General features: G+C 72.4%; 19 protein-coding genes. 9 read left to right on the top strand and 10 right to left on the bottom strand.

From position 1 onward, the window contains the following. Positions 1-116: 116 nt before the first annotated feature. The gene (locus ACFYP3_RS34110) at positions 117-350 is read right to left on the bottom strand and encodes a hypothetical protein (RefSeq protein WP_388841359.1); all 234 of its coding nucleotides are present in this window, start codon (positions 348-350) and stop codon (positions 117-119) included. Between the two features lie 12 nt (positions 351-362). Beyond that, positions 363-512, bottom strand: a complete 150-nt coding sequence (locus ACFYP3_RS34105; protein ID WP_388841356.1) for a hypothetical protein — start codon at positions 510-512, stop codon at positions 363-365. Between the two features lie 340 nt (positions 513-852). On the opposite strand from ACFYP3_RS34105, the gene ACFYP3_RS34100 reads away from it, so the two are divergent. The 3 genes from ACFYP3_RS34100 (at position 853) to ACFYP3_RS34090 (ending at position 3,432) form a co-directional block, all read left to right on the top strand. Then, complete coding sequence (locus ACFYP3_RS34100) at positions 853-2,064, top strand: pyridoxal phosphate-dependent aminotransferase (RefSeq protein WP_388841353.1); 1,212 nt, start codon at positions 853-855, stop codon at positions 2,062-2,064. Positions 2,065-2,156: 92 nt separating this feature from the next. Beyond that, positions 2,157-2,549: a hypothetical protein gene (locus ACFYP3_RS34095; RefSeq protein ID WP_388841350.1), complete on the top strand. Its 393-nt coding sequence runs from the start codon at positions 2,157-2,159 to the stop codon at positions 2,547-2,549. A gap of 232 nt (positions 2,550-2,781) precedes the next feature. Continuing rightward, a complete protein-coding gene (locus ACFYP3_RS34090; RefSeq protein WP_388841347.1) occupies positions 2,782-3,432 on the top strand; it encodes an RDD family protein in 651 nt (216 codons plus the stop codon). 79 nt (positions 3,433-3,511) lie between these two features. Here the strand turns inward: ACFYP3_RS34090 and ACFYP3_RS34085 are convergent, their stop codons facing one another. After that, complete coding sequence (locus ACFYP3_RS34085) at positions 3,512-3,943, bottom strand: hypothetical protein (protein WP_388841344.1); 432 nt, start codon at positions 3,941-3,943, stop codon at positions 3,512-3,514. 143 nt (positions 3,944-4,086) lie between these two features. Between ACFYP3_RS34085 and ACFYP3_RS34080 the strand changes: the two genes are divergently transcribed. The 4 genes from ACFYP3_RS34080 to ACFYP3_RS34065 are packed head-to-tail and all read left to right on the top strand — an operon-like array spanning position 4,087 to position 8,585. Next, positions 4,087-5,166, top strand: coding sequence for a substrate-binding domain-containing protein (locus ACFYP3_RS34080; protein ID WP_388841341.1), 1,080 nt, complete (start codon positions 4,087-4,089; stop codon positions 5,164-5,166). Positions 5,167-5,177: 11 nt separating this feature from the next. Continuing rightward, positions 5,178-6,365, top strand: coding sequence for a toxic anion resistance protein (locus ACFYP3_RS34075; protein ID WP_388841338.1), 1,188 nt, complete (start codon positions 5,178-5,180; stop codon positions 6,363-6,365). Beyond that, a complete protein-coding gene (locus ACFYP3_RS34070) occupies positions 6,362-7,966 on the top strand; it encodes a substrate-binding domain-containing protein (protein ID WP_388841335.1) in 1,605 nt (534 codons plus the stop codon). Before ACFYP3_RS34075 ends, ACFYP3_RS34070 begins: the two co-directional genes overlap by 4 nt. Continuing rightward, on the top strand, positions 7,953-8,585 hold the full coding sequence (locus tag ACFYP3_RS34065; protein WP_388841333.1) for a hypothetical protein: 633 nt from the start codon (positions 7,953-7,955) through the stop codon (positions 8,583-8,585). The genes ACFYP3_RS34070 and ACFYP3_RS34065 overlap by 14 nt, the downstream gene beginning before the upstream one ends. A 113-nt stretch (positions 8,586-8,698) precedes the next feature. On the opposite strand, the gene ACFYP3_RS34060 is transcribed toward ACFYP3_RS34065, so the two are convergent. Beyond that, on the bottom strand, positions 8,699-10,528 hold the full coding sequence (locus ACFYP3_RS34060) for a phosphoenolpyruvate carboxykinase (GTP) (protein WP_388841330.1): 1,830 nt from the start codon (positions 10,526-10,528) through the stop codon (positions 8,699-8,701). Between the two features lie 211 nt (positions 10,529-10,739). On the opposite strand from ACFYP3_RS34060, the gene ACFYP3_RS34055 reads away from it, so the two are divergent. Continuing rightward, the gene (locus tag ACFYP3_RS34055; protein WP_388841327.1) at positions 10,740-11,462 is read left to right on the top strand and encodes a hemolysin III family protein; all 723 of its coding nucleotides are present in this window, start codon (positions 10,740-10,742) and stop codon (positions 11,460-11,462) included. A 56-nt stretch (positions 11,463-11,518) separates the two neighbouring features. On the opposite strand, the gene ACFYP3_RS34050 is transcribed toward ACFYP3_RS34055, so the two are convergent. From ACFYP3_RS34050 to ACFYP3_RS34025, 6 genes are all read right to left on the bottom strand, one after another. Beyond that, positions 11,519-13,933, bottom strand: a complete 2,415-nt coding sequence (locus ACFYP3_RS34050) for a galactose oxidase-like domain-containing protein (RefSeq protein WP_388841324.1) — start codon at positions 13,931-13,933, stop codon at positions 11,519-11,521. Between the two features lie 23 nt (positions 13,934-13,956). After that, positions 13,957-15,195: a glycosyltransferase gene (locus ACFYP3_RS34045; protein ID WP_388841321.1), complete on the bottom strand. Its 1,239-nt coding sequence runs from the start codon at positions 15,193-15,195 to the stop codon at positions 13,957-13,959. Between the two features lie 6 nt (positions 15,196-15,201). After that, complete coding sequence (locus ACFYP3_RS34040; RefSeq protein ID WP_388841319.1) at positions 15,202-16,875, bottom strand: ArnT family glycosyltransferase; 1,674 nt, start codon at positions 16,873-16,875, stop codon at positions 15,202-15,204. Further along, the gene (locus ACFYP3_RS34035) at positions 16,872-18,209 is read right to left on the bottom strand and encodes a glycosyltransferase (protein ID WP_388841315.1); all 1,338 of its coding nucleotides are present in this window, start codon (positions 18,207-18,209) and stop codon (positions 16,872-16,874) included. The genes ACFYP3_RS34040 and ACFYP3_RS34035 overlap by 4 nt, the downstream gene beginning before the upstream one ends. A gap of 257 nt (positions 18,210-18,466) precedes the next feature. Continuing rightward, positions 18,467-20,521 (bottom strand): thioredoxin domain-containing protein, encoded by a 2,055-nt coding sequence (locus ACFYP3_RS34030; protein ID WP_388841313.1) that lies wholly within the window; start codon positions 20,519-20,521, stop codon positions 18,467-18,469. 165 nt (positions 20,522-20,686) lie between these two features. Beyond that, positions 20,687-21,454: a DUF4344 domain-containing metallopeptidase gene (locus ACFYP3_RS34025; RefSeq protein ID WP_388841310.1), complete on the bottom strand. Its 768-nt coding sequence runs from the start codon at positions 21,452-21,454 to the stop codon at positions 20,687-20,689. 180 nt (positions 21,455-21,634) lie between these two features. On the opposite strand from ACFYP3_RS34025, the gene ACFYP3_RS34020 reads away from it, so the two are divergent. Then, complete coding sequence (locus tag ACFYP3_RS34020) at positions 21,635-24,898, top strand: AAA family ATPase (protein WP_388841307.1); 3,264 nt, start codon at positions 21,635-21,637, stop codon at positions 24,896-24,898. Positions 24,899-25,186: the final 288 nt, after the last annotated feature.

Genomic DNA, 25,186 nt, shown 5'->3' with positions numbered 1-25,186 from the left:
GGCCGGGCGGTGGGGTGGGCGTGTTGAGCGCCGCGGTGGGGGGGGGGGGGGGGCGCGGGGGGGGGGGGGGGGGGGGGGCCCCCCCCCCCCCCCCCCCCCCCCCCCCCCGCCACCCGTCAAAGGTACTCGCGGGCGAACTCCACCGCCCATTCGACCGCCGCCACCGGGATCGCGGCCGACTCCGGGGCGATGGTGATGCGGGCAGACTCCCAGCCCTCGTCGTGTTCGCGGAAGATCGCGAAGTGCCCTTCCGTCACGGCCCCTTCCGGCCTGACCAGGAACTCGATCGCCCGGTCGTCGCCGTCCGTGCCGACCGTGGTGATCGCCATGTCACCGACTACGAACTCCACTGCACGCGCCCCTCAGTAGCCGCTGTTCAGGAACACCAGGAAGAGCAGCGCCGCGAAGATCGCCCCCGCCGCCACGAGGACGCCCGCGGCGGCCACGAGCACCGTGCCCACCCTCTCCGTGCCCCGGCGGTAGTCCGCCGGTTTCCACTGCCCCTGGTTCATGCGCCCAGCCTCCCCCGTGCCCCGCCCCGCCGCATGAGTGCGCGTACTCAGCCGACGTACTCAGCCGACCCACTCGGGCGGGCCGCTCCGCCCGGGCACCCGGCCGGCGTACTCGGTCACCCTCGGTCCTCACCCGTCCACCGGGGTGACGAGCGCAACATCCCGCTTTTCCGCCGGCCCCGCCCTCACCCATTCCGCAGGCCGGAACACCTGCGCGCCCCGGATTCCAAGGGGGGACCGCACCACCACCCACCCATTGCCCGAAATGGGACATTTCGCTCTTCGAGCCTCTCTTCGAAAAGGCACGTCAAGCGCCCACCCGGGCCCGTAAGCTCCCGTCATGCAGGTGATCCAGTCAACCAAACTCGCCAATGTCTGCTACGAGATCCGCGGCCCCGTGCTCGAAGAGGCCATGCGGCTCGAAGCAGCAGGTCATCGCATCCTCAAGCTCAACACCGGCAACCCCGCGGCCTTCGGCTTCGACTGCCCGCCGGAGATCCTTGAGGACATGCTCCGCAACCTGGGCAACGCCCACGGTTACGGGGACGCGAAGGGGCTGCTCTCCGCGCGCCGCGCGGTCATGCAGCACTACCAGACCAAGGGCATCGACCTGGACGTCGAGGACATCTACCTCGGCAACGGCGTCTCCGAGCTGATCCAGATGTCGATGCAGGCGCTGCTCGACGACGGTGACGAGGTGCTGGTCCCGGCACCGGACTACCCGCTGTGGACCGCGTCCGTCTCCCTCGCCGGCGGTACGGCCGTGCACTACCGCTGCGACGAGCAGGCCGACTGGATGCCGGACCTCGCCGACATCGAACGCAAGGTCACCGACCGCACCAAGGCGATCGTGATCATCAACCCGAACAACCCCACGGGCGCGGTCTACGACGAGGAGATGCTGCGCGGGCTGACGGACATCGCCCGCCGCCACAACCTGGTCGTCTGCTCGGACGAGATCTACGACCGGATCCTCTACGACGGCGCCGTGCACCACAACACCGCCGCCATCGCCCCCGACCTGCTGACGCTGACCTTCAACGGCCTCTCGAAGAACTACCGCGTCGCCGGCTACCGGGCCGGCTGGATGGCGGTCTGCGGCCCCAAGAAGCACGCCACCTGCTACATCGAGGGCCTCACGATCCTGGCCAACATGCGTCTGTGCGCGAACATGCCGTCGCAGCACGCCGTGGCCACCGCGCTCGGCGGCCGGCAGTCGATCGAGGACCTGGTCCTGCCCGGCGGGCGGATCCTGGAGCAGCGCAACGTCGCGTACGACATGCTCACCCAGATCCCGGGTGTCACCTGCGTGAAGCCGAAGGGCGCCCTGTACGCCTTCCCGCGGCTGGACCCGGCCGTCTACAAGATCAAGGACGACCGGCAGATGGTCCTCGACCTGCTGCGGGCCGAGAAGATCATGGTCGTGCACGGGACGGGCTTCAACTGGCCCGAGCCCGACCACTTCCGGATCGTGACCCTGCCGAACGCCACCGATCTGGCCGACGCGGTGACGCGGATCGGCAACTTCCTGGACGGCTACGGCCAGCTCTAGCGGTGGACACGCACGGCCGGCAACAGGATTCAGCTCAACTTTAGAACCAATCCAATGTAGGATGGTCTCCTGACCACGCAGGAGGCCACCTCATGTACGAGCCGATCCGCACCAAGTCGGTCGTCCACCGCGTGGACGCCGCACCGTCCGACTATCCGCACAGCAGCCGCGGCGAAGCCCTCGACATCCAGCTCGCCGGCCACCTCGCGGCCCTGCTCGCCGTGACCGACGAGCTCGGGCTCGACGGGGCCGCCGCCGAGATCGCCGTCCAGGTCGCCCGGCTGCGCGGATCCCAGCCCGCACGTGCGCCGCAGCGCACGGCCGAGGACACCGCCGCCCTGCACCAGCGCGCGCACGACCTCGCCGCCCGCGCGCTCCTCGTCGCCGCGTCCCGCGCCGACACCACCGCAGCGATCCTCGCCGCCGAGCGCATGGACGCGCACGCCGCCGCCCTGAAGTCCTCGGACCTGGCCGGCGCCCTCTAGACGGCCCCGGTCCGGGGCCGCGGAGGCTCCGGACCGGGTGCCACATCCCGCTGTCGACCGCGCTCGCGCGGCAGGTTCCGCGGCCCCTGACAGAGGCGGGAATTGGACAGAATCCGGTGCTCCGAACACGATGAGGGCTGAAAGTCCGCGGCAGCACGGGGGAGGCCGCTCACAAGTCCATCTCCTCCACGCCGCTTCGTCCCCGTTTCAGCAGCCTGGAGAGACTTCACCGATGAGCTTCGGCGACCCGAACAACCCCTACGGCCAGCAGCCCCCGCAGGGCCAGCCCGGCTACCCGCAGCAGGCCCCGCAGGGCGTCCCCCCGCAGTACGGCTACCCGCAGCAGCCCCCGCAGGGTGCGGCCCCGCAGTACGGATACCCGCAGCAGGCGCCGCCGCCGGCCTACGGCTACCCGCAGCAGCCGGGGATGCCGGGCATGCCCGGCATGCCGGGTGCGGGCATGCCGCCGCTGGCCCACTGGGGCCTGCGCGTCGGCGCCTACCTGCTCGACGCCCTGATCATCGGCGGCCCGATGTACGCCCTGGCCGGCATCGGCGCCGCCATCGCCGGCGGGGACTCCGACTCCGCGGCGGCCGGCGTGCTCAGCCTCATCGGCATGCTGTACGCCCTCGGCATGGCCTTCTTCCAGCTCTACAAGGAGGGCACCACCGGCCAGACGACCGGCAAGAAGGTCGTCGGCATCAGCCTCCACAAGGAGGCCGACGGCGCGACCCTCGGCTTCGGCATGGCCTTCGTCCGCAAGCTGGCGCACATCCTGGACGGCATCCCCTGCTACCTCGGCTGGCTGTGGCCGCTGTGGGACGCCAAGAAGCAGACCTTCGCCGACAAGGTGTGCAACACCGTCGTCGTCAAGGTGAAGTGACCCGTTGAGTGCACACCGGTCCGCGCCGCACGGCGCGGACCGGTGACGCGGGCCCCGACGCGTCAGGGCGTGTCGGGTGTCAGGGCGTGTCGGGCGTCCGCTCGAACTCCGCTCCGGCGACCCCGCACCACGGCACCGTCGCCACCGGCCACACCGGGCCGACCGCCTCCCCGTGCTCGCTCGCGCCCGGGGCCACGCCCGGGATCCTCAACAGGGCCTGCGCGGCCCGGCGCTCCGGGTCCGGTTCGGCGCCGTCGCGGAACTCCACCGTGACGAGGTACGCGCCGACGCCCTCGGCCCGCCCCGCCGCCTCCACCGCGGCCACCACCCGCCGGCTCGCCGGATCGATTCGGCACCCGGTGACCCGTACGTCCTCCAGGGCCGCCCTGGGCGGCGCCCCGGGAGGTCCGCCGCCGCTCGCCCACACGTACAGGCCCAGCGGGGCGAACACCAGCAGCCCGGCCAGCGTCACCAGACCGACCAGCCAGCCCTGCCACTTCAACGCGCTCACGCCCATGCCCCGATCCTCCCGGGCGGCCGCCCCTCCCACCAGCACCCGAGGGCTCACACAGCATTTCGAAGTGGGACCGCCTGGACACCTGACGTTCATTCAACCCGCCGCGGAATGTGGGTTTCCGCGAGCACGCTGCACCCGTGAGACGCATCCTAGGAATCGTCCTGGGCCTCCTCCTGATCGGCGGCGTGCTCTACGTCGTCGCCTTCCAGGGGCAGGATCACCCAGAAACCACGGCAACGAAGACCGTGCGTGGCGTCATCGGCTCGGAGAAGTCCGAATTCTTCCACGACCCCGACGTCGTCAAGGCCCTTGCCGCCAAGGGCTACACCGTGAAGACGGAGACCTCGGGCTCCTGGGCGATGGACCAGCTCGCCCTCAAGGAGTTCGACTTCGCCTTCCCCGGCAGCAGTGAACCCGCCAAGGAGGTCGCGGCCGCCGCCGGGGTGAAGGGGGCCCAGGAGACCAAGCCCTTCTACTCCCCGCTCGTGGTCATCGCCCGACCGGGCGCCGCCGAGGTGCTGGCCGACAACGGCCTCGCCAGGATGACCGGCAAGAACCTCGGGACCCTGCTCATGGGCCCCTTCCTCAAGGCCGCCGCCGAGGACCGCACCTGGCAGCAGCTGCCCGGTTCCTCCGCCCACGCCGAGCTGACCGGCACGGTGTTCATCAAGACCACCGACCCGGCCACCTCCAACTCCGGCGTCCTCTTCCTCGCGGCCACCTCCAACGTCGCCAACGGCAACAGCGTGGTCGCCGACGACGCCGGGATCGAGCGCACCGCCCCGCTGATGCGCAGGCTGATCTCCGTCCAGGGCGCCCTCGAACAGAGCACCGACGACCCCTTCCGGGCCTTCATCAGCGGCAGCGGCGAACCGCTCATCCTGGTGTACGAGTCCCAGGTGGCCTCCCTGCTGCTCCAGCACCAGAACCCCGGCGACATGGTCGTGCTCTACCCGGACACCACCGTCAACACCGCGCACACGTTCGTCCCGATCACGGAGCAGGCCAAGGAGCTGGGCACCCTCCTCGCCACCGATCCGAGGCTGCGCGAGCTGGCCGTACGGCGCGGGTTCCGTCCGCAGGACGGCGTGCCCGAGTTCACCGCCGCGACCGCACCGCACGTCGGCTACCTCAACCCCGGGCTGACCGGCATCCGCCAGGTCGGCACACCCACCGTCAAGATCCTCATGGCGCTCGCCCAGCGCGCCAAGGGTTAGGGGCCCACACCATGACACTGACACCACCCGAGGACGGCACGTTCGTCCTCAGCGCGCCGGAGCCGGTCCCGCCCGTCCGCCGCGAACAGGCCGCCGGGCTGGTCCCGCTGCAGGACGGCGTGCGCGAGGAGATGGCCCGCCGGGCCGGGGAGTACGTGGGCTCGCTCGCCGGGATCGACACCCGCTCCCCCGAGTTCGCGCACCGCGTCGGCGAGATCGCAGGGCTCGGCGCGGCCGACGTCCGCAGCGCCGCCCAGCAGTCCAACCGGATGCTGGAGCGGGCCGTGCGCTCCCTCGGCGCGGACGGCGGCGGCGACGCCCAGGCCCGCGTCGCCGGCTCCCTCGTCGAACTGCGCCGCACCGTCGAGGACCTCGGCCCGCGGGACACCCCCGGCAAGGGGCTCGGCAGGCTGCTGGCGAAGCTGCCGGGCGGCAACAGGTTCCGCGACCACGTCGCGAAGTACGCCTCCTCGCAGGCCACCCTCAACAAGATCGTGGGCTCGCTGCGCAGCGGCCAGGACGAGCTGCGCCGCGACAACGCGGCCCTGCACACCGAGCGCGCCCGCCTGTGGGAGACCATGGGCAAGCTCCAGGAGTACGCCGTCCTCACCGAGGCCCTGGACGGGGCCGTCGAACAGCGGATCGCCGAGGCGGAGCACACCGACCCGCAGGCGGCCGACGCGCTGCGCGCGGACCTACTGTTCCCGGTCCGGCAGAAGCACCAGGACCTGCTGACGCAGCTGGCCGTCTGCGCGCAGGGCTACCTGGCGATGGACGTGGTCCGGCGCAACAACGACGAGCTGATCAAGGGTGTCGACCGGGCGGCCACCACCACCGTCTCGGCGCTGCGGATCGCGGTCGTGCTGGCCGCGGCCCTCGACAACCAACGGAAGGTGATCGAGCAGGTCAACGCCCTGAAGGGGACCACCGAGGACCTGATCCGGGGCAACGCGGAGATGCTGGCCACGCAGAGCGGCGAGATCCAGCGGCTCGCGGCCGATCCGGCGGTGGGGGCGCAGACGCTGCGGACGGCGTTCGCGCAGATCTACCAGACGCTCGACGCGATCGACACCTTCAAGGTGCAGGCGGCGCAGAACATGGCGACGACCGTGGAGTCCCTGGCCGGGGAGTTGCAGAGCGCCTCGGCGTACCTGGCCCGTACCCGTACCGCCGGTGCGCTCGAAGGCGGTGCCCGGTGAGGCGGGGCTGGATCGGTGCGCTGATCGCACTCGCCACGCTCGCCTCGGCGACGGCCTGCACCTCCGACGGCCCGGCCGAGCCCGCGGAGTCGACGTACAGGGAGGGTCACCTGCGGGTGCTGGCCTCCAGTGAGCTCTCCGACATGGAGCCGGTGCTGAAGGCGGCGAAGGCGGCCACCGGGGTGAGCGTCGAGCTGACCATGTCCGGGACCCTCGACGCGGTGGAGCAGATCGCCTCGGGGAAGGCCGACGGGAAGTACGACGCGATCTGGCTGTCCTCCAACGACTACCTGCGGCTGAGGCCCGAGGCCGCCGGGAAGCTGTCCAGCGAGACCCCGGTGATGTCCTCGCCGGTGGCCATCGGCGTGAAGCCGGAGGCGGTGGCCCGGCTGGGCTGGAAGCCCGGCGAGGTGACCTGGTCGGCGGTGCACGAGGCGGTGGCCGGCGGGAAGCTGACGTACGGGATGACGGATCCGGTGCGCTCCAACTCCGGTTTCTCCGCACTGGTCTCGGTGGCGTCGGGGCTGTCGGGCGCGCAGGCGGCGCTGAGCGACGCGGACGTGAAGACGGCCCAGCCGAAGCTGAAGGAGTTCTTCGCCGGGCAGAAGCTGACCTCGGGCTCCTCCGGCTGGCTGGCGACCGCGTACGGCAAGCGCGGTGACGTGGACGCGCTGGTGAACTACGAGTCGGTGCTGCTGTCCGTGAACCGGGACGCGAAGGAGGTGAAGGCGCCGCTGACGGTGATCCGGCCGCGCGACGGCGTGGTCACCGCGCACTACCCGCTGACCCTGCTGACCTCGGCCCCGGAGGGGGCGCGCGACGCGGGGCGGGCGCTGACGGACTACCTGCGCGGCCCTGAGGCGCAGCGGGCGATCACCGAGCAGACCTTCCGCAGGCCGGTCGCGGCCGGGGTGGCGCCGGCCGCCGGGCTGGACCCCGAGAAGCGGCACGAGCTGCCCTTCCCCGGCTCGCGTTCGGTGGCGGACGGGCTGCTGGCCTCGTACGAGAACGAGCTGCGCCGGCCCTCGCGGACGGTGTACGTGCTGGACACCTCGGGTTCGATGAGCGAGGAGGACCGCATCGGCCGGCTGAAGTCGGCGCTCACCGATCTGACCGGGAGCGGGAGTTCGGGGACGGGTCAGCGGTTCCGGGACCGTGAGGAGGTGACGTTGCTGCCCTTCGGTTCCAAGGTGAAGAAGGTGTTGACGCACGTCGTCGAGCCCGGTAATCCGGGGCCGGCGCTGGACGCGATCCGCGGCGACGTGAAGTCGCTGGCGCCGGACGGCGGTACGGCGGTCTACGGCAGCCTGGAGGCGGCCTACCAGCACCTCGGCACGGGCGCCGCGGACGCGTTCACCTCGATCGTGTTGATGACGGACGGGGAGAACACCGAGGGCGTCGGGGCCAAGCACTTCGACTCCTTCTACGCGGCCCTGCCCGAGGCGCAGCGGCGGACGCCGGTCTTCGCGGTGCTGTTCGGGGACTCGGACCGCAAGGAGCTCACCCACATCACCGAACTGACCGGCGGGCGGCTCTTCGACGCCACCGGCGGCACCGGTTCACTGGCCGGAGCCTTCGAGGAGATCCGTGGCTACCAGTAGGGGCGGCCGCGGGGCCGGTGTGGCCGGCCGGGTGCTCGGCTACCTGGAGTCGAGGAAGAACCTGACCGGCTCCGCCTGTGGCGTGGTGGGCCTCGGCCTCACCCTCGCCGGGGTGGCGGGCGCGTACTGGCCGGTGGTGGTGGCCGGGCTGTACGGGGCGGGCGCGCTGATCGCCCCGCCGGAGCGGGTGGCGCCGCCGCCGTTCGACCCGGGCGAGGAACTCGACGTACTGCGCGGGGACTTCGCACGGCTGCGGGAGTACCTGGCCGAGGTGGAGCTGCCGGCGGCGGCCGGCAGCCGGCGGGCCGGGCTGCTGGAGCTGTACGGGGCGCTGCTGGAGCCGGGGTGGGTGGCCGAGGTCCTGGTCACCGAGCCGGAGGCGGTGCACGCGCTGTCCCGGGCGATCCGGCGGGACGTGCCGGAGTGCGTGGACACCTACCACCGGACCCGCTGGTGGAACCGGCTGACGCCGGGCGGGGAGTCCCCGGAGCGCCACCTGGAGCGGCAGCTGGACCTGCTGTTCGAGGAGGCGGAAAGCGTGACGGCGGACCTCCGCGAAGCAGAGGCCCGCCGCCAGCAGACGCACACGGCCTATCTGGAGGAGCGCGGACGCTCCTGAAGACAGGCCGGTGCAGCGGTGGGAACCGCTTGGTCGGGGGCTCCCACAGCGGTGGGCGCCGCTTGGTCGGGGGCTCCCACGTTCATTGGCCCTTCTTCAGGGCACGTCCTGGCTCAGCCCAGGCGCTCCACGAGGGCGTGGTACTGGTCCCACAGTTCCTTCGGAGTGTGGTCGCCGTAGGTGTTCAGGTGCTCGGGGACCAGGGCGGCCTCCTCGCGCCAGACCTCCTTGTCGACGGTGAGGAGGAAGTCGAGGTCCGCGGCCGGCAGGTCCAGGCCGTCGAGGTCGAGGGAGTCCTTGGTCGGCAGGATGCCGATGGGGGTCTCGACGCCCTCGGCGGTGCCGTCGAGGCGCTGGACGATCCACTTCAGGACGCGGCTGTTCTCGCCGAAGCCGGGCCACACGAACTTGCCCGCGTCGTTCTTGCGGAACCAGTTCACGTAGTAGATCTTCGGGAGCTTCGCCTGGTCCTTGTCCTTGGCGACGTCGACCCAGTGACCCATGTAGTCGCCCATGTTGTAGCCGCAGAACGGCAGCATGGCGAAGGGGTCGCGGCGCAGCTCGCCGACCTTGCCCTCGGCGGCGGCGGTCTTCTCCGAGGCGATGTTCGAGCCGATGAAGACGCCGTGGTTCCAGTCGAAGGACTCGGTGACCAGCGGCACGGCGGAGGCGCGGCGGCCGCCGAAGAGGATCGCGGAGATCGGGACGCCCTTGGGGTCCTCCCACTCGGCGGCGATCGTCGGGCACTGGGAGGCCGGGACGGCGAAGCGGGCGTTGGGGTGGGCGGCGGGGGTCTCCGAGTCCGGAGTCCAGTCGTTGCCCTTCCAGTCGATGAGGTGCTTGGGCGCCTCTTCGGTCATGCCCTCCCACCAGACGTCGCCGTCGTCGGTGAGCGCGACGTTGGTGAAGACGGTGTTCGCGTACATGGTCTTCATGGCGTTGGCGTTGGTGTGCTCGCCGGTGCCGGGGGCGACGCCGAAGAAGCCGGCCTCGGGGTTGATCGCGTAGAGGCGACCGTCCTCGCCGAAGCGCATCCAGGCGATGTCGTCGCCGATGGTCTCGACGGTCCAGCCGGGGATCGTGGGCTCCAGCATGGCCAGGTTGGTCTTGCCGCAGGCGCTCGGGAAGGCGGCCGCGACGTACTTCGTCTCGCCCTCGCCCTGCGGCGGGGTGAGCTTGAGGATCAGCATGTGCTCGGCGAGCCAGCCCTCGTCGCGGGCCATGACGGACGCGATGCGCAGGGCGTAGCACTTCTTTCCGAGCAGGGCGTTGCCGCCGTAGCCGGATCCGTAGGACCAGATCTCGCGGGTCTCCGGGAAGTGCGAGATGTACTTGGTGGTGTTGCACGGCCACGGCACGTCCGCCTGGCCCTCGGCGAGCGGAGCGCCGAGGGTGTGGACGGCCTTGACGAAGAAGCCGTCGGTGCCGAGCTCGTCGAGGACGGCCTTGCCCATGCGGGTCATGGTGCGCATGGCGACCGCGACGTAGGCGGAGTCGGTGATCTCGACGCCGATCGCGGAGAGCTCGGAGCCGAGGGGGCCCATGCAGAAGGGGACGACGTACATCGTCCGGCCCTTCATGGAGCCGCGGAAGATGCCCTGCTCCCCGGCGAAGATCTCCTTCATCTCGGAAGGAGCCTTCCAGTGGTTGGTCGGGCCCGCGTCCTCCTCCTTCTCGGAGCAGATGAAGGTCCGGTCCTCGACGCGCGCGACGTCGGAGGGGTCGGAGGCGGCGTAGTACGAGTTCGGGCGCTTCGCCTCGTCGAGCTTCTTGAACGTTCCCTTGGCGACGAGCTCCTCGCACAGGCGCTCGTACTCGTCCTCGGAGCCGTCACACCAGACGACCCGGTCGGGCTGGGTGATCGCTGCGATCTCGTCCACCCAGGAGATCAGCTCCTGGTGGGTCGTCGGGATGGTGGTGGGAGCCGCGTTGTCGCGCGCCACGATTGCTCCTTGTTGAGGGGTGTGTTTGGTGTTTGCCCCGTGGGGGCTGCGACCCGGACGCTTCGCGCTCCGCTCATCCGGTGCCGACCGCACTCATCTGATCATCCGGTGGATGTGCGCATATGTCCAGAGGGCCTCTCACGTGAGCATTGCCACGTCCGTCAATCTTCCGTAAAGAGGACTGACGGAAACCTACGGACCCGTAGGTAGCATGGCGCCCATGACTTCTGACCCCGCCGCCGTCCCGGACGCCGAGGCCACACCGGTCGTCGAGGCCCTGGAGGCGGCCGAGACCGCCCTGGAGGAGAAGCCGCTGCTGCGCGGCTGGCTGCACCTCGGGATGTTCCCCGCCGTGGTCGTCGCCGGCCTCGTGCTGATGGCCTTCACCGACTCGACCCGGGCCCGGGTGGCCTGCGGGGTCTACATCCTCACGGCCTGCCTGCTCTTCGGCGTCAGCGCGGTCTACCACCGCGGCACCTGGGGGCCGCGCGGCGAGGCCATCCTGCGCCGCCTCGACCACGCCAACATCTTCCTGATCATCGCGGGCACTTACACCCCGCTGACCGTCCTGCTGCTCCCGCCCTCCACGGGACGGACCCTACTGTGGGCGGTGTGGATCGCGGCCGCCGCCGGCATCACCTTCCGCGTCTTCTGGGTCGGCGCCCCGCGCTGGCTCTACACCCCCTGCTACATCGCCATGGGTTGGGCGGCGGTCTTCTTCCTGCCCGACTTCATGCGCGCCGGCGGCGTCGCCGTCCTGGTCCTGGTGATCGTCGGCGGCCTCCTCTACAGCGTGGGCGGGGTCATCTACGGCATGAAGCGGCCCAACCCCTCCCCGCGCTTCTTCGGCTTCCACGAGGTCTTCCACTCGCTGACCCTGGCCGCCTTCGTCGCCCACTACGTCGGCATCTCGCTCGCCGCCTACGCGCACTGAGCCGGGGAAGGGGCCCGGCCGCGCGTGCGGCCGGGCCCCTTCCCGTCGGGTCCGGTTCAGCAGGCGTAGCCGTCGCGGTCCGGGTCGAGGCGCAGCGGGTCGCTGCCGTTGACCTTCAGCCGCTTCGGGTACTGGTGGGAGGCCAGCCAGTCACAGCGGGCCTTGGCCGTCTCCTGCACCTCGGCCGGGAAGCGGGTGGGCACGCACACGTTGACCGTCCCGTAGTGCCGGTCGCAGCCGGCGACGCCGGGCGCGACGGGTACGGAGTCCCGCTTGGCCGGGTTCTGTGTGGCGGCCCCGAGCGCGTCCGCGAAGGAGTGCTCGTGCGCGGACGGCTGCTCCCCGGTGGCCGCCAGGGCCGCCGGGCCGCCCAGGTGCACCCAGGTGGCGAGGGACGGGACGCCGTTCGCGTCGACCGCGAAGAGCATGTACCAGCCGGGCGGCGCCAGGTTGGGGTTGCTCGTCACGTTGAGGTCGATGGTGTTCCCGTTGACGGTCATCGGCAGGTCCACGAACCGCTGGTTGGGGTCCGAGGAGTGGGTGACCGCCGCCGGGCGGATCAGCTCCGCCTTGGCGACGGGGCGGTTGACGGTGATCCGCTGCGTGTCCCCGTACACCCACTGCGTGTCGATCACCGAGGTGATCTGCGGGCGGGCGCCCTTGAACAGGTAGGGCGGGGTGTAGATCGACACGTTGTGGTTGTAGGTGCCGTTGCCCGGGTTGTCGCCGACCGACATGACCCGGCCGTCCGGCATCAGGAACGACGCCGAGTGGTAGGTCCGCGGGATCGGGTCGGTGGCGAGGCCCGGCTGGTAGGTGTTGGTCGTCGGGTCGAAGAAGGACGCCTCGAAGACCGGGTCGGCGCGGTCGTGCAGCCCGCCGCCGGTCTCCAGCACCTTGCCGTCCGGGAGCAGCACCGCCGACACGTACATCTTGCCCTCGGCGCCGGTCTGCGGCCGCTTGCCCGTGCCCGTGTCGACCAGGCCCTGGGGGAGGTCCGGGCCGGCCGTGTAGCCGGGGCTCGGCTTCTTCAGGTCGATGATGTCGGTGATCCGGTTGGCCGCGGGATTGGTCTCGTTGTTGCCGCCTCCGACGGTCAGGACCCGCTGGTCCTGCGCCGGGGGCAGCAGCACGCTCGCCGACTCGTCGCGCTGGTCCTTGTTGCGCAGGCCCGGCACGTCGGTGACGGTGTTGGCGCCGTAGTCGTAGACGGAGGCGCCGCTGCCCGGGGTGCCGTTGCCGAAGGTGTGGCTGCCCGAGTAGAAGAGCCGCCCGTCCTGCATGAGGATCATCGACGGGTACAGGCCCCAGTACGACCAGGTCTGGTTGACCTCGTTCATCGGCAGCCACTTGTTCTGCGCCGCCGAGAACCTCTCGGCGGTCACGTTGCCCGTGGAGTCCTCCTTCAGCCCGCCGAAGGAGATCACGTCGCCGTTGCCGAGGACCGTCGCCGACGGGTACCAGTGGCCGCCGTTCATGTCGTTCGTCTTCGTGTAGGCCTCGGTCACCGGGTCGAAGACGTAGCTGTCCTTCAGCCCCTGGTAGCCGATCTTGCCGTCGGCGGACGGGTACCCCTTGTTGCCGCTCATCACCAGCACCCGGCCGTCCGACAGCTGCACGTGGCCCGCGCAGAACATGTCCACCGGCGTCGGGATCGTCTTGAAGGTGCCGTTCGCCGGGTTGTAGACGGCCGAGGTGAAGGTGCCCGCGTTGAACTGGGCGATGTCGTTGCCCGATCCGGCGATCAGCAGCACCTTGCCGTTCTTCAGGACGACGGCGTGCATCGAACGCACCGGGTTCTTGGCCGGGATCACCTCCCACTTGCCCTTGGCGCACTCCTCCGCCGTACCCGAGCAGGCCGGCTGCGGCGGCGGCGCGCCCACCTCCTCCAGGGCGTAGTCGTCGGTGGTGAGCGTGCCGACCCCGTAGACCGACAGCCCCCACGCGATCTTGTCGGTGTGGGGCGGTACGGCCGGCGTACGGACCTCCGTACGCGCCCAGCCGGCGCTGACCGGCGGATTCTGCAGGTCGGTCCAGTACTGCCAGCCGGCCGTCGTGTCACGGCGGAACACGGTCACCGACACGTCCGGGGTGTCCGACTTGTACCAGGCGGACAGGTCGTACTGCTTCCCCGGCGTGACCGTCGGGGCGCAGGTGCTGTTCTCGGTGACCAGGGCCTTGCGGTCGCCGTCCACGCGGCGCGTGAGGGAGACCTTCACGGCCTTGGTGCCGGTGTGCGCGTCGGCGACGGTCGCGAAGGAGAAGTCGTTGTCGCCCCAGCCGGACCTGGACCAGCACGACGGCATGTCGGCGCCGGCCGGGCCGGCCGTCTCGAAGCCGGGGTTGGAGAGCAGATTGGGCGGACCGGCCGTGGCCTGCTGCGGTGCGGTGAGCAGCAGGCCCGTGGTCATCGCCCCGACGGCGAGCAGGGCGGCCCGCCGCCCGGACCTCCGCCGGATCGTCAGACGCATGGAAAGGATCCCTTCTGTGCGGCTCAACTCCTGGTGTGGCGGCCCGCCGTGGGCGGGGCGCCCGGGGTGCGGGACTGGCGTGAGGTCCGCGGACCGCGCGGACCGCGCGGCCTGCGCGGCAGGTAGACGAGGGCCTCGGTGGCCGCGAACCGCAGGACGAAGGTGGTGACCAGCGCGAGCGCGGTGGCCGGCAGCACCTCCATCCCGAACCGCGCGACGAACACCGCGATCAACGGGATGCGCAACAGCAGGTCGGCATTGGCCAGCAGGGCGAACCGCCCCACCCGGTCCGCCCAGTGGCGGTGCCGGCGGCGGTCACGGAAGAGCAGGGTCTCGATGAGGAGGAAGTTCCACAGCACCCCCGCCTGGTTGGCGACGATCTCGGCCGGGAGGTAGTGCATCCCGGCATGCGTGAACAACCAGAGCGCGGCCAGGTTCGGGACGAAACCCGAGAGCCCGATCAGCCCGAAACCGATCATGCGGGCCAGCGGGGTCGCGGAGCGCAGCGAGGCGAGGTGGGCGAGGAAGCGCAGGCCCTCGCGGGCGGTGGACTTGGACTCCCCCGAGAAGCGGTCCTGGAAGACGAACGGCACCTCGGCGACCCGGCGCGGCCGGCAGCGCACCGCCAGCTCCAGCAGGATCTTGTAGCCGAGCGGCTTCAACGCGTCCGCGGTGACGGCCGCGCGGCGCATCGCGAAGAAGCCGCTCATCGGGTCGCTGATCCCGCGCAGCGCCCGCGGAAAGAGGCCCTTGGTCAGCCACGTCGCCCCGCGGGAGACGGCGATCCGGTAGCTCCCGGCGAGCCCGGCCCGGCTGCCGCCGGCGATGTAGCGGGAGGCGACGACCAGGTCGGCGCCGGTGCGCTCACCCTCGCCGACGAGCTCGGGCACCAGGTGGGGCGGGTGCTGGAGGTCGGCGTCCATGACGACGATCCAGTCGGTGTCCGCCCGCTTCACCCCCTCGACGACCGCGCCGCCGAGGCCGCCCTCGGCCACCTCCCGGTGCAGGACGGACACCGGGAACGGATGGTCGGCGGCGGCCTTCTCGATGGCGGCGGGGGTGTCGTCCGTGGAGTCGTCCACGAACAGCACGGCGCAGGGCAGGTGGTCGGGGAGCGCGTCACCGAGCCGGCGCAGCAACTCGGCCACGTTCCCGGACTCGTTGAAGGTGGGGACGATGAGGGTGACACTGCCGGTCAGGGCCTGCGGAGCGACAAGCTCCGCATCGATCGGGGCAGGGAGGGACCACAGGTCCTCGCTCATGGTGACTCAGCTCCCACTCGTGCGGTCGGCGCGGTCGGTCCGGCGGATCTCGATGCGGTCCTCGCCCGAGCCGAAGACGGCCACCACGCTCGAATGCTCCAGCGCGGCCCGCACCGTGGGCAGGTCCACCGCGTCGCGGCGGACCGTGGGCGAGGAGACCACGTAGTCGATGTCCCGCCAGCCGCGCGGCAGGGTCTTCGTGACGGCGGGGTCGAGGTCGGCCTTGTAGAACCAGATGGCCCCCGGGCCCGGCTCGAAGCCGTGGTGCACGGCGTCCAGCCACAGCGCGTCGTCGAGGAGCACCCGGCTCCGCGCCGGGTCCTCGACCTCCCGGCCGAGCCAGGCCGCGGCCTGCCGGTACGGGGCGTTCGCGTCGACCGTGAGCGCGGTGCGGTCGCCGTCGTACCAGCGCGGCAGCACGTACGCCGCGGCGGACACGGCGAGTACGCCGAGCACCGCCCAGCGCGCCCACACCTGCGCCCTGCGCTCCCCCGGGCCGCGCCGGCGGCGCAGCACGGCGTGCGTGACGCTCGCCGCGCCCCCGGCGAGGACGAGCGCGAGGAACGGCAGCGCCTGGATCACGTACATCGCCGGGAGGTAGCCGGAGGGCCGCATCGCGACGGCGGCGAGGATGACGGCGGCGAGGGCCGGGCCGGCCAGCGCCCGGGCGGTGACGGACCAGCGGAGGGTGGCCAGCAGCAGGAGGGCGCCGGCCAGTCCGCCGAGCGGCAGGACGGTGTCGTAGTAGAGCCAGGACCGCAGCACGCCGTTCGAGCCGGTCCCGGCGTCGAGGATGAAGCCGGAGCCGGGGCGGCTCATCTGGTAGGTGATGCCGTCGATCAGCGAGACGTGGCCCGAGCCGGGCAGCAGCTCGCTGTTGAGGAGGGCGTACAGCGGGTACGAGAGCCCGATCAGCGCGCAGGCGGTGACGGCTCCGGTGACGGCGAACTTGCGGGTGTCGCGGTGACTGTGGCGCCACATCGTCACCAGCAGCGCCGGGAGCACCACCAGCATCGTCTCCTTGGTCAGGACGGCGGTGGCGGCCGCCAGCCCGGACCCGAAGTGGTGCCACAGGTGCCGGCTCGGCGACGCGGCGAGGCAGAAGGCCAACAGCATCCACATCACGGCGAGGTTGTCGAGGAAGATCTCGCGCTGGAGGACGACCGAGAGCGGGGACAGCCCGAAGAGCGCCATCGCCAGCCCGGCCGCCCAGCGCGGCAGCCACAGCCGGCGCGCGAGGACGTACATCAGCACGGAACTGGCGGCGGAGACGGCGAGCATGGAGAACCGCATCGGCGCGACGGTCATCCAGTCGGGCACGAAGAGGGACGGCAGGTACGTCAGGCCCGCGACCTGGATCCAGCCGAGCGGCGGATGGTCGTACCAGTACGTGTAGTGGGCGAGGCCGTCGCCCTGCTGGACGGCCCACGCCTGGGCGAGGTAGGTGCCCTCGTCGTCGCTCAGCGTCGGGAAGTGGGTGATGTTCCAGCCCTGGACGAGCAGGATCACGAGGAGCAGGGCCCCGCACAGCAGCAGGTCGGGGCGGGAGGACCGGAACCGCACGAGCGGCCGGACGGGGGCGGCGGGGCGGACGCCGAGTCCCCCGACGGGGCTGCGCCGGGCGGGGACGGTGAGGGTCTCGGGCTGGGGATCAGTGGCCGTGGGCAGGGTGGCGGTCACTGGCGGCTGTCCTCTCGGATCGCGGCGGAGGCGGAGGCGGAGGCGGAGACGGGTACGGGGGCTGTGGCGGTCGCGGTCGTGGCGCCGGCGGTCGCGCCCGTCAGGTGGGCGCCGGTGTGACTCGTCAGCTCCCACTCGTTGCGGCCGCGCTGCTCGCGCCAGACGGCGCGGATCGCGGCGCCCGCGAGCATCACCTGGTAGAACGGGCCGCCGACGACGAGCTTGACGTAGTGCACGAAGCGGACGCGCAGGCCGTACTGCCGGCCGAAGTCGTGCAGGCCGACGATCTCGAAGACGAAGGTCACCATCGCCGTGATCATGGGGAGGAAGGTGATGATGGCGATGCCGACCGGTACGTCGAGGAAGACCGCGACGGCGAAGTTGAGCGGGATGATCACACCCGACGCGGCCTGCATGAACGGCGTCATCAGCGTGTAGCGGGCCAGCCAGCGCTGACCGCGCCCCGGCAGCTGCTGCCAGTCCTTCTTGCGGTACACCTGGAGGAACCCCTGGTTCCAGCGGGTGCGCTGCTTGAGCAGGCTGACCAGCGAGCCGGGCGTCTCCTCGCGGGTGACCATGTCGGAGTCGTACGCGACGACCACCTTCTTGCCGACCGACGACAGCCGCACCCCGAGGTCGCAGTCCTCGGCGAGGCAGTCCTGGTCCCAGCCGCCGGCCTCGCGCAGCACCTCGGTGCGGACGAAGACGGTGTTGCCGCCGAGTGGGATGAAGCCCTTCTCGGCGTGCAGGTGCAGCCGGGAGCGGAACCAGAAGAAGTACTCCAGGCAGTTGCGCAGGCTGTACCAGCTGGAGTGGAAGTTGATGAGCTGGACCCCGCCCTGGACCACGTCGGCGCCGGTGGAGCGGAAGGCGTGGTCGACGTGGGCGAGCAACTCGGGGTGGACCTGGTCCTCGGCGTCGAAGACTCCGACGATGTCACCGCGGCAGGACGACAGGGCGGTGTTGAGGGCCTTCGGCTTGTTCTTCGTCTCGTGGTGGTCGACGACGACCCGTACGCGGGCCGGCTCGCGAGCGGCGGCCCGTTCGGCGACGGCGGCGGTCTCGGGGTCGTCGTGCCCGACGATCACGATGATCTCGTAGTCCGTGTGGCTCGACTCCAGGAGCCGGTCGATGGTGTGCTCCAGTACCGCCTGCTCGTGGCGGGCCGGCAGCAGCAACGAGAAGGCCAGCCGGCCCTCCCCGTCGGGACGGTCGAAGCGGGTGGAGGCGAGCACCTCGGGAGTCCGCCACGCGTGCATCTGCCACCAGAGCGTGAACGCGGCCATCCAGAAGAGCGCCAGCGAAATGACAACGATGAACACAGATGTGTACAAAACGTCCCCCACAGACCCGCCGCCCCCCGGCGGCGATCAGCGAACCCCCCGGGAGCGCACGACGGGCCCCCCGGCCCGCTGCTCCCGCTTCCCCCTTGCGCGCACCCCCCAGTGCGCCATCCCGGTGACGCCCGGACAGGCCGACTCACCAACGCCTTGAGACTAGGCAGTGAACATGACAGTCAGGAGCAGCGCAGATAAATAGCACGTTTCTGAACTGACGTACGACAACCGGAATTGACGGCACTCCGGCCGGATCAGGGGCGAACCGTGCCCAACTGCTCAGCCAGCTCGACCGGTTCCGTCGTAGGCCGCGCGCAGACGAAATGTCGACACACATACGCCGTCGGAAGGTCGCGTACGAGTGTGCGCTCGGCAAGAAGGGGGAACTCGCCCCCGCTGCCGTCCGCCGCACGCGGCGGACCCACCGCCACCACCGCACCAGGAGCCGTCCCCAGCAACGCCGTCCGGTGCAGCTCCGCCAGCAAGGGGTCCTCCGGATGGCCGACGACCGCCACCTCGCGCGGCCCGTCCAGCAGCGCCTCGGCGACCGACAGCCCGTGCCCGATGAAACGCGGCACGCGCGGACCGAGCGCGTGCACCACGCCGAGCGCCCGCTCGGCCACCGTCCGGTGCGCCTGCGACCCGGTGTGCGCGGCGTACGACAGCAGCGCGCCCGCGGCGGCCGTCCAGCCGGACGGGGCGGCCGTGTCGGTCGGGTCCTGCGGCCGCCGGATGAGCCGCTCCGCGTCGTGCGCCGTGTCGTACAGCGACCCGTCCTCGGCGGTGAACTGGTCCAGGACCAGGTCGACGAGGAAACCGGCGAACTCCAGCCAGACGCCCTCGCCCGTCACGGACGCCAGCGCGAGGAAGCCGTCCGCGACGTCGCCGTAGTCCTCCAGCACCCCGGCGTTCGACCCGACCTGGCCGTCCTTGCTGGTCCGGGCGAGCCGGGCCTTGCCGTCCATGTGCACGCGCACCAGCAGATCGGCGGCCTCGGTCGCCCGCTCCACCAGGTCCGGCCGCTCGAAGTACGCGCCGCACTCGGCGAGCGCGGCGATCGCCAGCCCGTTCCACGCGGCGACGATCTTGTCGTCGCGGCCGGGCGCCGGCCGCCCGTCCCGCTCGGCCAGCAGTCGCTCCTTGATGGCGGCGAGCCTGCCCGCCTCCACCACGGGCCCGTTCTGGGGCAGTTGCAGCACGGACTTCCCGTGCTCGAAGGTGCCCTCCTCCGTCACGCCGAAGCAGGCGGCGGCCAGGTCCCCGTCGTCCTCCCCCAGCACCTCGCGCAACTGCGCGGGCGTCCAGGCGTAGTACGCCCCCTCCACGTGCGCGCCGCTGACCGGGTCCTCGCTGTCGGCGTCGAGCGCGGACGCGAAACCGCCCTGGTCGGTGCGCAGTTCGCGGACCATGAAGTCCGCGGTCTCCAGGGCGACCCGGCGTGCGAGGTCCGACCCGGTGGCCCGCCACAGGTGCGCGTAGACCCGGCAGAGCAGCGCGTTGTCGTACAGCATCTTCTCGAAGTGCGGGACGACCCACTCCCGGTCCACGGAGTACCGCGCGAACCCGCCGCCGAGCTGGTCGTAGATCCCGCCCCGGGCCATGGCCTCGCACGTGTCGGCGGCCATCTGCAGCGCGCCCTCGGCCCCGGTGCGGGCGTGGTGGCGCAGCAGGAACTCCAGCACCATCGACGGCGGGAACTTCGGCGCCCCGCCGAACCCGCCGCGGACGGCGTCGTACTCCCGCGTCAGCCCGAGCAGCGCCTGCGCGAGCTCCTCGGGCCCGGGGGTGCCGGCCTTCCCGTAGTCCAACTCCCGCCCGGCCAGGTCCGCCACGATCCGCCGCGCGACGTCGGCGACCTCCTCGGGCCGCCCCACCCAGGCGGTCCGCACGCCCTCGAGGACCTGCATGAAGGAGGGCATCCCGTGCCGGGGCTCCGGCGGGAAGTAGGTCCCGAAGTAGAACGGCTCGGCGTCGGCGGTGAGGAAGACGGTCATGGGCCAGCCACCCTGCCCGGTGGCGGCCTGCACGGCCTCCATGTAGACGGCGTCGACGTCGGGCCGCTCCTCGCGGTCCACCTTGATGTTGACGAAGTGCTCGTTCATGTAGGCGGCGGTGAGTTCGTCCTCGAAACTTTCGATCGCGAGGACATGACACCAGTGACAAGAGCTATACCCAACGCTTAGCAGAACGGGTACACCACGCTCCCGCGCCTCCGCGAACGCCTCCGGCGACCACGGCCACCAGTCGACGGGATTGTCGGCATGCTGGAGCAGGTACGGCGAGGTCTCGTTCGCAAGGCGGTTCGGCATGATCCCATCCTGCCGCACCGCCCGGCGCGTCGCTCATGACGGGGCCATCAGGCCGCCGGTTCGGCGGTCCGGATGTGATCAGCCCACTTCACTACCGGAACCGCCCGGGGTGCTGGGCGGCGCGGCCGAACCGGCTCCGGCACGTCTGCGGGAAGAGCGGGCCTGCTACGACCTGAGCAGGGGTTGCAGGTCTTTCAGCCAGGCGTCGCGGGTGCGGGGCCAGGTGGTGGTGCAGGTGGCGCGGGCCGGGGTGGCGAGGGCCGGGTGGCGGGTGGGGGCCTCGGCGTGGACGGCGCAGCGGTGGGCTTCCGCGCGGGCGGCGTTCGGGGCGTGTTCGTCCTCCGGGTCCGGTGCGGGGTCGGCGGCCGCCGCGAGGTCGTAGGCGCGGGCGGCGGTGAGGAGGGTGTCCTCGCCCTCCGGGCGGCCGCGCAGCAGCATCAGCCGGGCGAAGTCGTCGGCGGCGTCCTCCTCCGTGCGTGCCCCGTCGTCCCGGAGGTCCAGGGCGTCCACGAGGGCGTGGCCGGCCTCGTGGTAGAGCGTCTCGCGCACGACCTCGACGAGCTCGTCGTCCGCTGCGGGGGAGCCCGCCTGCTCGAACAGTGCGCGTTCCTCGGCCAGGTCGTCGTAGCAGAGCTCGATGCGGTGTGCGGCGGGGTCGTAGCCGCTTCCCTCGCCGGCGCAGGAGCGGGTGACGACGGTGACGCCGTGGGGGAGGGTGAGGCGGGCGTTGAGGTCCGCGAGTACGGGTTCGGCGACGGCCCGGTCCCGCAGGAAGCGGTGTGCGGTCCGGTCCGCGGCGGCCGGGCGTTCGTAGCGGAGCGCGAAGCCGTCCACCGGTCCCGGCTCCGGCTCCGGGTCTGCCGTCCGGCATCCGGTCGTCGCCGGCAGCAGCGCGGCGACGCACAGCGTCAGGGTTGCCCACCGTCTGGTCATCGGGTCAGCGTACGAGGGTGCGCGCCCCCACCCGGGGCCCTCGTACCTCGTCAATTGCGTTCTCTTTCAATCCAGTTCACTCCGGTTAGCTCTGATCTCGCTCAGATTCCCTCGCGTTCGCGTCTCTCGCGCACGACACTTGGGACACGACTCGACCGGAGCTCTCTGAGGGGGATGCCGATGCGGGACAGCCATCGAGGTGAGGCCGAGCAGCTGCTGGGACGGGCCGTGGACGAGGCGGCTCGGCAGGCGGCGGGTGCGGCGGTGGACAGAGCGGCGCTGCTGGCGCGGGGCAAGGAGGCCCTGGACGCGCTCGCCGCGAGCGCGGCCCCCGAGTACGAGGCGTACGTACGGGCCCTGGACGAGGCGGCGGCCGGAGACGAGTCGCTCGGTGAGGCGTTCCGCCGCGGCAACACCTCGACGGCGGCGCTCGTGACGGCGGTGGCCGCGGCCGCCGCCGTCGGGGCGGACCTGTCGTTCGGCGTCGCGGCCGGCACGGCCCTGACCGTGGGCGCCGTCGTGGGCATCGCGGGAGCGGTGGCGACGGTGGCGAAGGCGACGGCGCTGCACCTGCCCGCCGCGAACCGGCGCGCCGGCGAACTGGGCCGCCCCGGCGGGCCGGAGCAGCTGAGGCTGCAGTGGCTGTCGGCACTGGAGGTACGCGGGATACGCCCCTTCCTGGAGCAGCAGCGCGCGGTGGCCGCGGCGGCGCGGGCGGTGCGGCCGGCGGCCCGGCCCACGGCCCTGGCCCCTTCGCTGCGCGGTACGGACCGCAGCGCGGAGGCCCGGCGGCGCAGCGCGCTGGAGCAGTCGTTCGGGCAACTCCCGGACCCGTCGGGCCCGTTCGTGGGGCGGCGCGCCGAGCTGACGCGGATCGCGCAGTGGGTGCAGGCCGCGCGGGCCAGTACGGAGACCCGCCCGGTGGTCGTGGTGCTGCACGGCGAGCCGGGAGTGGGCCGTACGGCGCTGGCGCTGCGGGCGGCGCACGCGCTGCGGGACCAGTTCCGGGGCGCCTGCGTGGTGGACCTGCGCGGCGGCTCCACCGTCGGGGACCCCGGGGAGGCGCCGCTGTCGACGCGGGAGGCGCTGCTGCACCTGATGAACCGGCTGGGGGCGCCGCGCGAGCAGTTGCTGTTCCGCGAGGGCGCCTCGGCGGAGCAGCAGGTGCGTCGCCTGGGCGAGCTGTACCACCAGCACCTCCAGGGGCTGCCGGTGACGGTGCTGCTGGACGACGCGGTGGACGCGGCGCAGGTGCGGATGCTGGTTCCCGAGCGCTCGGAGAGCCTGGTGCTGGTGACGGCGCGGGAGCCGCTGGAGCTGCCGGCGGACCTGGCGGCATGGGTGTACCAGCTTCCGGTGGAGCGGCTGGCGGCGGACGAGGCGGCGGAGCTGCTGGGGGCGGGCGCGGCCGACGCGGCCGGCGCGGGGGCCGACGGCACGGCCGGGGCGGGGCCGGCGGCCCGTGCCACCGCTGCCGTGGTGGAGCTCAGCGGCGGGCTGCCGCTCGCCCTGCGCATGCTGGCCCCGCTGGTCCGCGACGGCGAGGTCCCCGCGGCGGGCGGCGCCGCGCACCCGGTGGAGGCGGCCCTGCGCGCCGCCGACGCGCGTCTCGCCGAGCCCGCGCGGCAGCTGCTGCGGCGCCTGCCCCTGGCCGGGCGGGCCTCCCTCGGCGGTGCGGCGGCGGCCGCGCTGGCCGACGTACCGGAGCAGGCGGCGCTGCGGACGCTGGAGGAGCTGTGGGAGGCCGGGCTGATCGAGCGGGTGCGCGGCCGGCGGTTCCGGATGCACGACGCGGTGCGCGCGTACGCGGCGCGGCGGTCGGCGGCGGAGGAGGACCGGGCGGGAGCCGCGGCGGCGCACGAACGGCTGATCCGCAACTACGCCCAGCTCGCGGACTCGGTGATCCGGATGGTCGACGGGAAGATGTCGACGCGCGCGAACCAGTTCGACGGCCACGGCTTCGTGTCGCTGGACGCGGCGCTGCGCTGGCTGGACGACGAGTCGAGCTTCATCACGGCGGCGCTGCGGCATTCGGACGACGTGGACCAGCAGGCGGTGCTCGACCTGCTCGGGGCGCTCTGCGACTTCTGTCTGCTGCGCGGGGACCTGTACCGGCTCGGGGAGATCGACGAGCTCACTCAGGCCGTGGAGGCGGGTCGGAAGGGTCTGGAAGGGCAGGCGGGGCAGCAGGGGCGGCTGGTGCGGTCGGTGCAGTGGCGTACCGGTATCGCCGCGCGGCAGCTGGGCGAGCTGGACAAGGCGCGCACGACGCTGACGTCGGTGGTGGACCAGTACATGGAGGCCCGGCAGGAGGCGGGGGCGGCGATGGCCCTGGTCTCGCTCGGCATCACCCTGCACCACCAGGGGGGTCTTCCCGAGGCCGCGGCCCGCATCCGTGAGGCGCTCGTGCTCCAGGAGCCGGCGGAGCTGGCGGGTGACCGGGCCTGGGGCCTGCACGCGCTGGCGGCGGTGGAGCGGGACCTGGCGCACCTGGCGGAGGCGACGCGGCTGCTGGAGGTCTCGCTGGCCCTGCACCGGGAGAGCGAGAGCGTGCACGGCGAGGCGTGGGCGCACTTCCAGCTGGGTCAGGTGCACCTGCGGTACGGGGACGTGGGGCGGGCGGAGGAGGAGCTGCGGCTCGCCCTCGACCTGTACGGGCGTACGCGCGACGACCGTGGCGAGGCGTGGGCGCGGACCCAGCTGGGGCGGGCGCGGGTGGTGGCCGGGGATCCGGGGCCGGCGGTGGAACGGCTGCGGGAGGCGCTGGCCCGGCACCGGGAGGCGGAGGACGCGCGCGGCGAGGCGTGGACGCAGTACTACCTCGGGCAGGCGCTGGAGGAGGGCGGCGGCCTCGACGAGGCGGTACGGGAACTGGAGCGGGCCCGGACGATGTTCTCGCGGATGCGGGACGTGTACGGGCTGGCGCACGCGCGCCACCACTCGGGCCGGGTGACGCGCGACCAGCGGGCGGCGCAGACGGGCAACCTGCGCAACTCCGGCTTCGCCCGTCAGCTGCTGGTGGACGCGCGGGCGGACTTCCGGCGGATCGGGCTGGCCCACGGCGAGGCGTGGACGTGCCTGGAGCTGGCGGTGATCGACGCGGGCAACGGGCGGCTGTCGCAGGCGGTCGGCCTGTGCGAGGAGGCGGTGCGGCTGTTCATCTCGTACGGGGACCGGCGCGGGGAGGACTGGGCCCGCTTCCTGCGGTGCACGATGCTGCCGTACGCGGTGCCGGGCGCCCCGGAGGAGGCGCGGGCGGAACTGGCCCGACTGGCGCAGTCGGCGCATCCGGCCCGGGACGGGCGGCTGGAGGACTGCCTGGAGACGTACGGGGTGGTCCTGGGCCGAGGCGTGGACCCGTCGGAGGGCTGGCAGGCCTGGCGCCTCGGCCTGGTCCCGAACCTCCACTCACGCGAGATCATGGGCGTCCCCCGGCCGACGTAGCCGGTTGGCTGCGCCGCGCTTGCGGGGTCGGGGCGGGCGCGCTTTGGCTGCGCCGCTTGGGCGGGGTCGGCGGGGGGCCGGTTGGGGTGGGGGCGGGCCCTATGGCTGCGCCGCGCTTGCGGAGCCGGGGTGCGCGGGCGCCCGTTGGCTGCGCCGCTCGGGCGGGGCCGGGGTGGGGGGGGGGGGGGGGGGGGGGGGGGGGGGGGGGGGGGGGGGGGGGGGGGGGGGGGGGGCGGCGGCGCGGGGGGGGGGGGCGCCCGCCGCGGGGGGGGGGGCGGGCGCGCGGGG

It is taken from the genome of Streptomyces sp. NPDC005533 (genome assembly GCF_042871845.1).
GTDB lineage: Bacteria > Actinomycetota > Actinomycetes > Streptomycetales > Streptomycetaceae > Streptomyces.
Note: the sequence above shows the minus strand (reverse complement) of the source record. Positions and strands in the feature narration are given on the sequence as shown.

Coding starts and splice junctions, on each gene's coding strand:
- ACFYP3_RS34030 (WP_388841313.1), bottom strand. CDS start 20,521: ATGCCGAACCGCCTTGCGAACGAGACCTCGCCGTACCTGCTCCAGCAT.
- ACFYP3_RS34095 (WP_388841350.1), top strand. CDS start 2,157: ATGTACGAGCCGATCCGCACCAAGTCGGTCGTCCACCGCGTGGACGCC.
- ACFYP3_RS34055 (WP_388841327.1), top strand. CDS start 10,740: ATGGCGCCCATGACTTCTGACCCCGCCGCCGTCCCGGACGCCGAGGCC.
- ACFYP3_RS34105 (WP_388841356.1), bottom strand. CDS start 512: ATGAACCAGGGGCAGTGGAAACCGGCGGACTACCGCCGGGGCACGGAG.
- ACFYP3_RS34025 (WP_388841310.1), bottom strand. CDS start 21,454: ATGACCAGACGGTGGGCAACCCTGACGCTGTGCGTCGCCGCGCTGCTG.
- ACFYP3_RS34050 (WP_388841324.1), bottom strand. CDS start 13,933: ATGCGTCTGACGATCCGGCGGAGGTCCGGGCGGCGGGCCGCCCTGCTC.
- ACFYP3_RS34045 (WP_388841321.1), bottom strand. CDS start 15,195: ATGAGCGAGGACCTGTGGTCCCTCCCTGCCCCGATCGATGCGGAGCTT.
- ACFYP3_RS34090 (WP_388841347.1), top strand. CDS start 2,782: ATGAGCTTCGGCGACCCGAACAACCCCTACGGCCAGCAGCCCCCGCAG.
- ACFYP3_RS34100 (WP_388841353.1), top strand. CDS start 853: ATGCAGGTGATCCAGTCAACCAAACTCGCCAATGTCTGCTACGAGATC.
- ACFYP3_RS34075 (WP_388841338.1), top strand. CDS start 5,178: ATGACACTGACACCACCCGAGGACGGCACGTTCGTCCTCAGCGCGCCG.
- ACFYP3_RS34020 (WP_388841307.1), top strand. CDS start 21,635: ATGCGGGACAGCCATCGAGGTGAGGCCGAGCAGCTGCTGGGACGGGCC.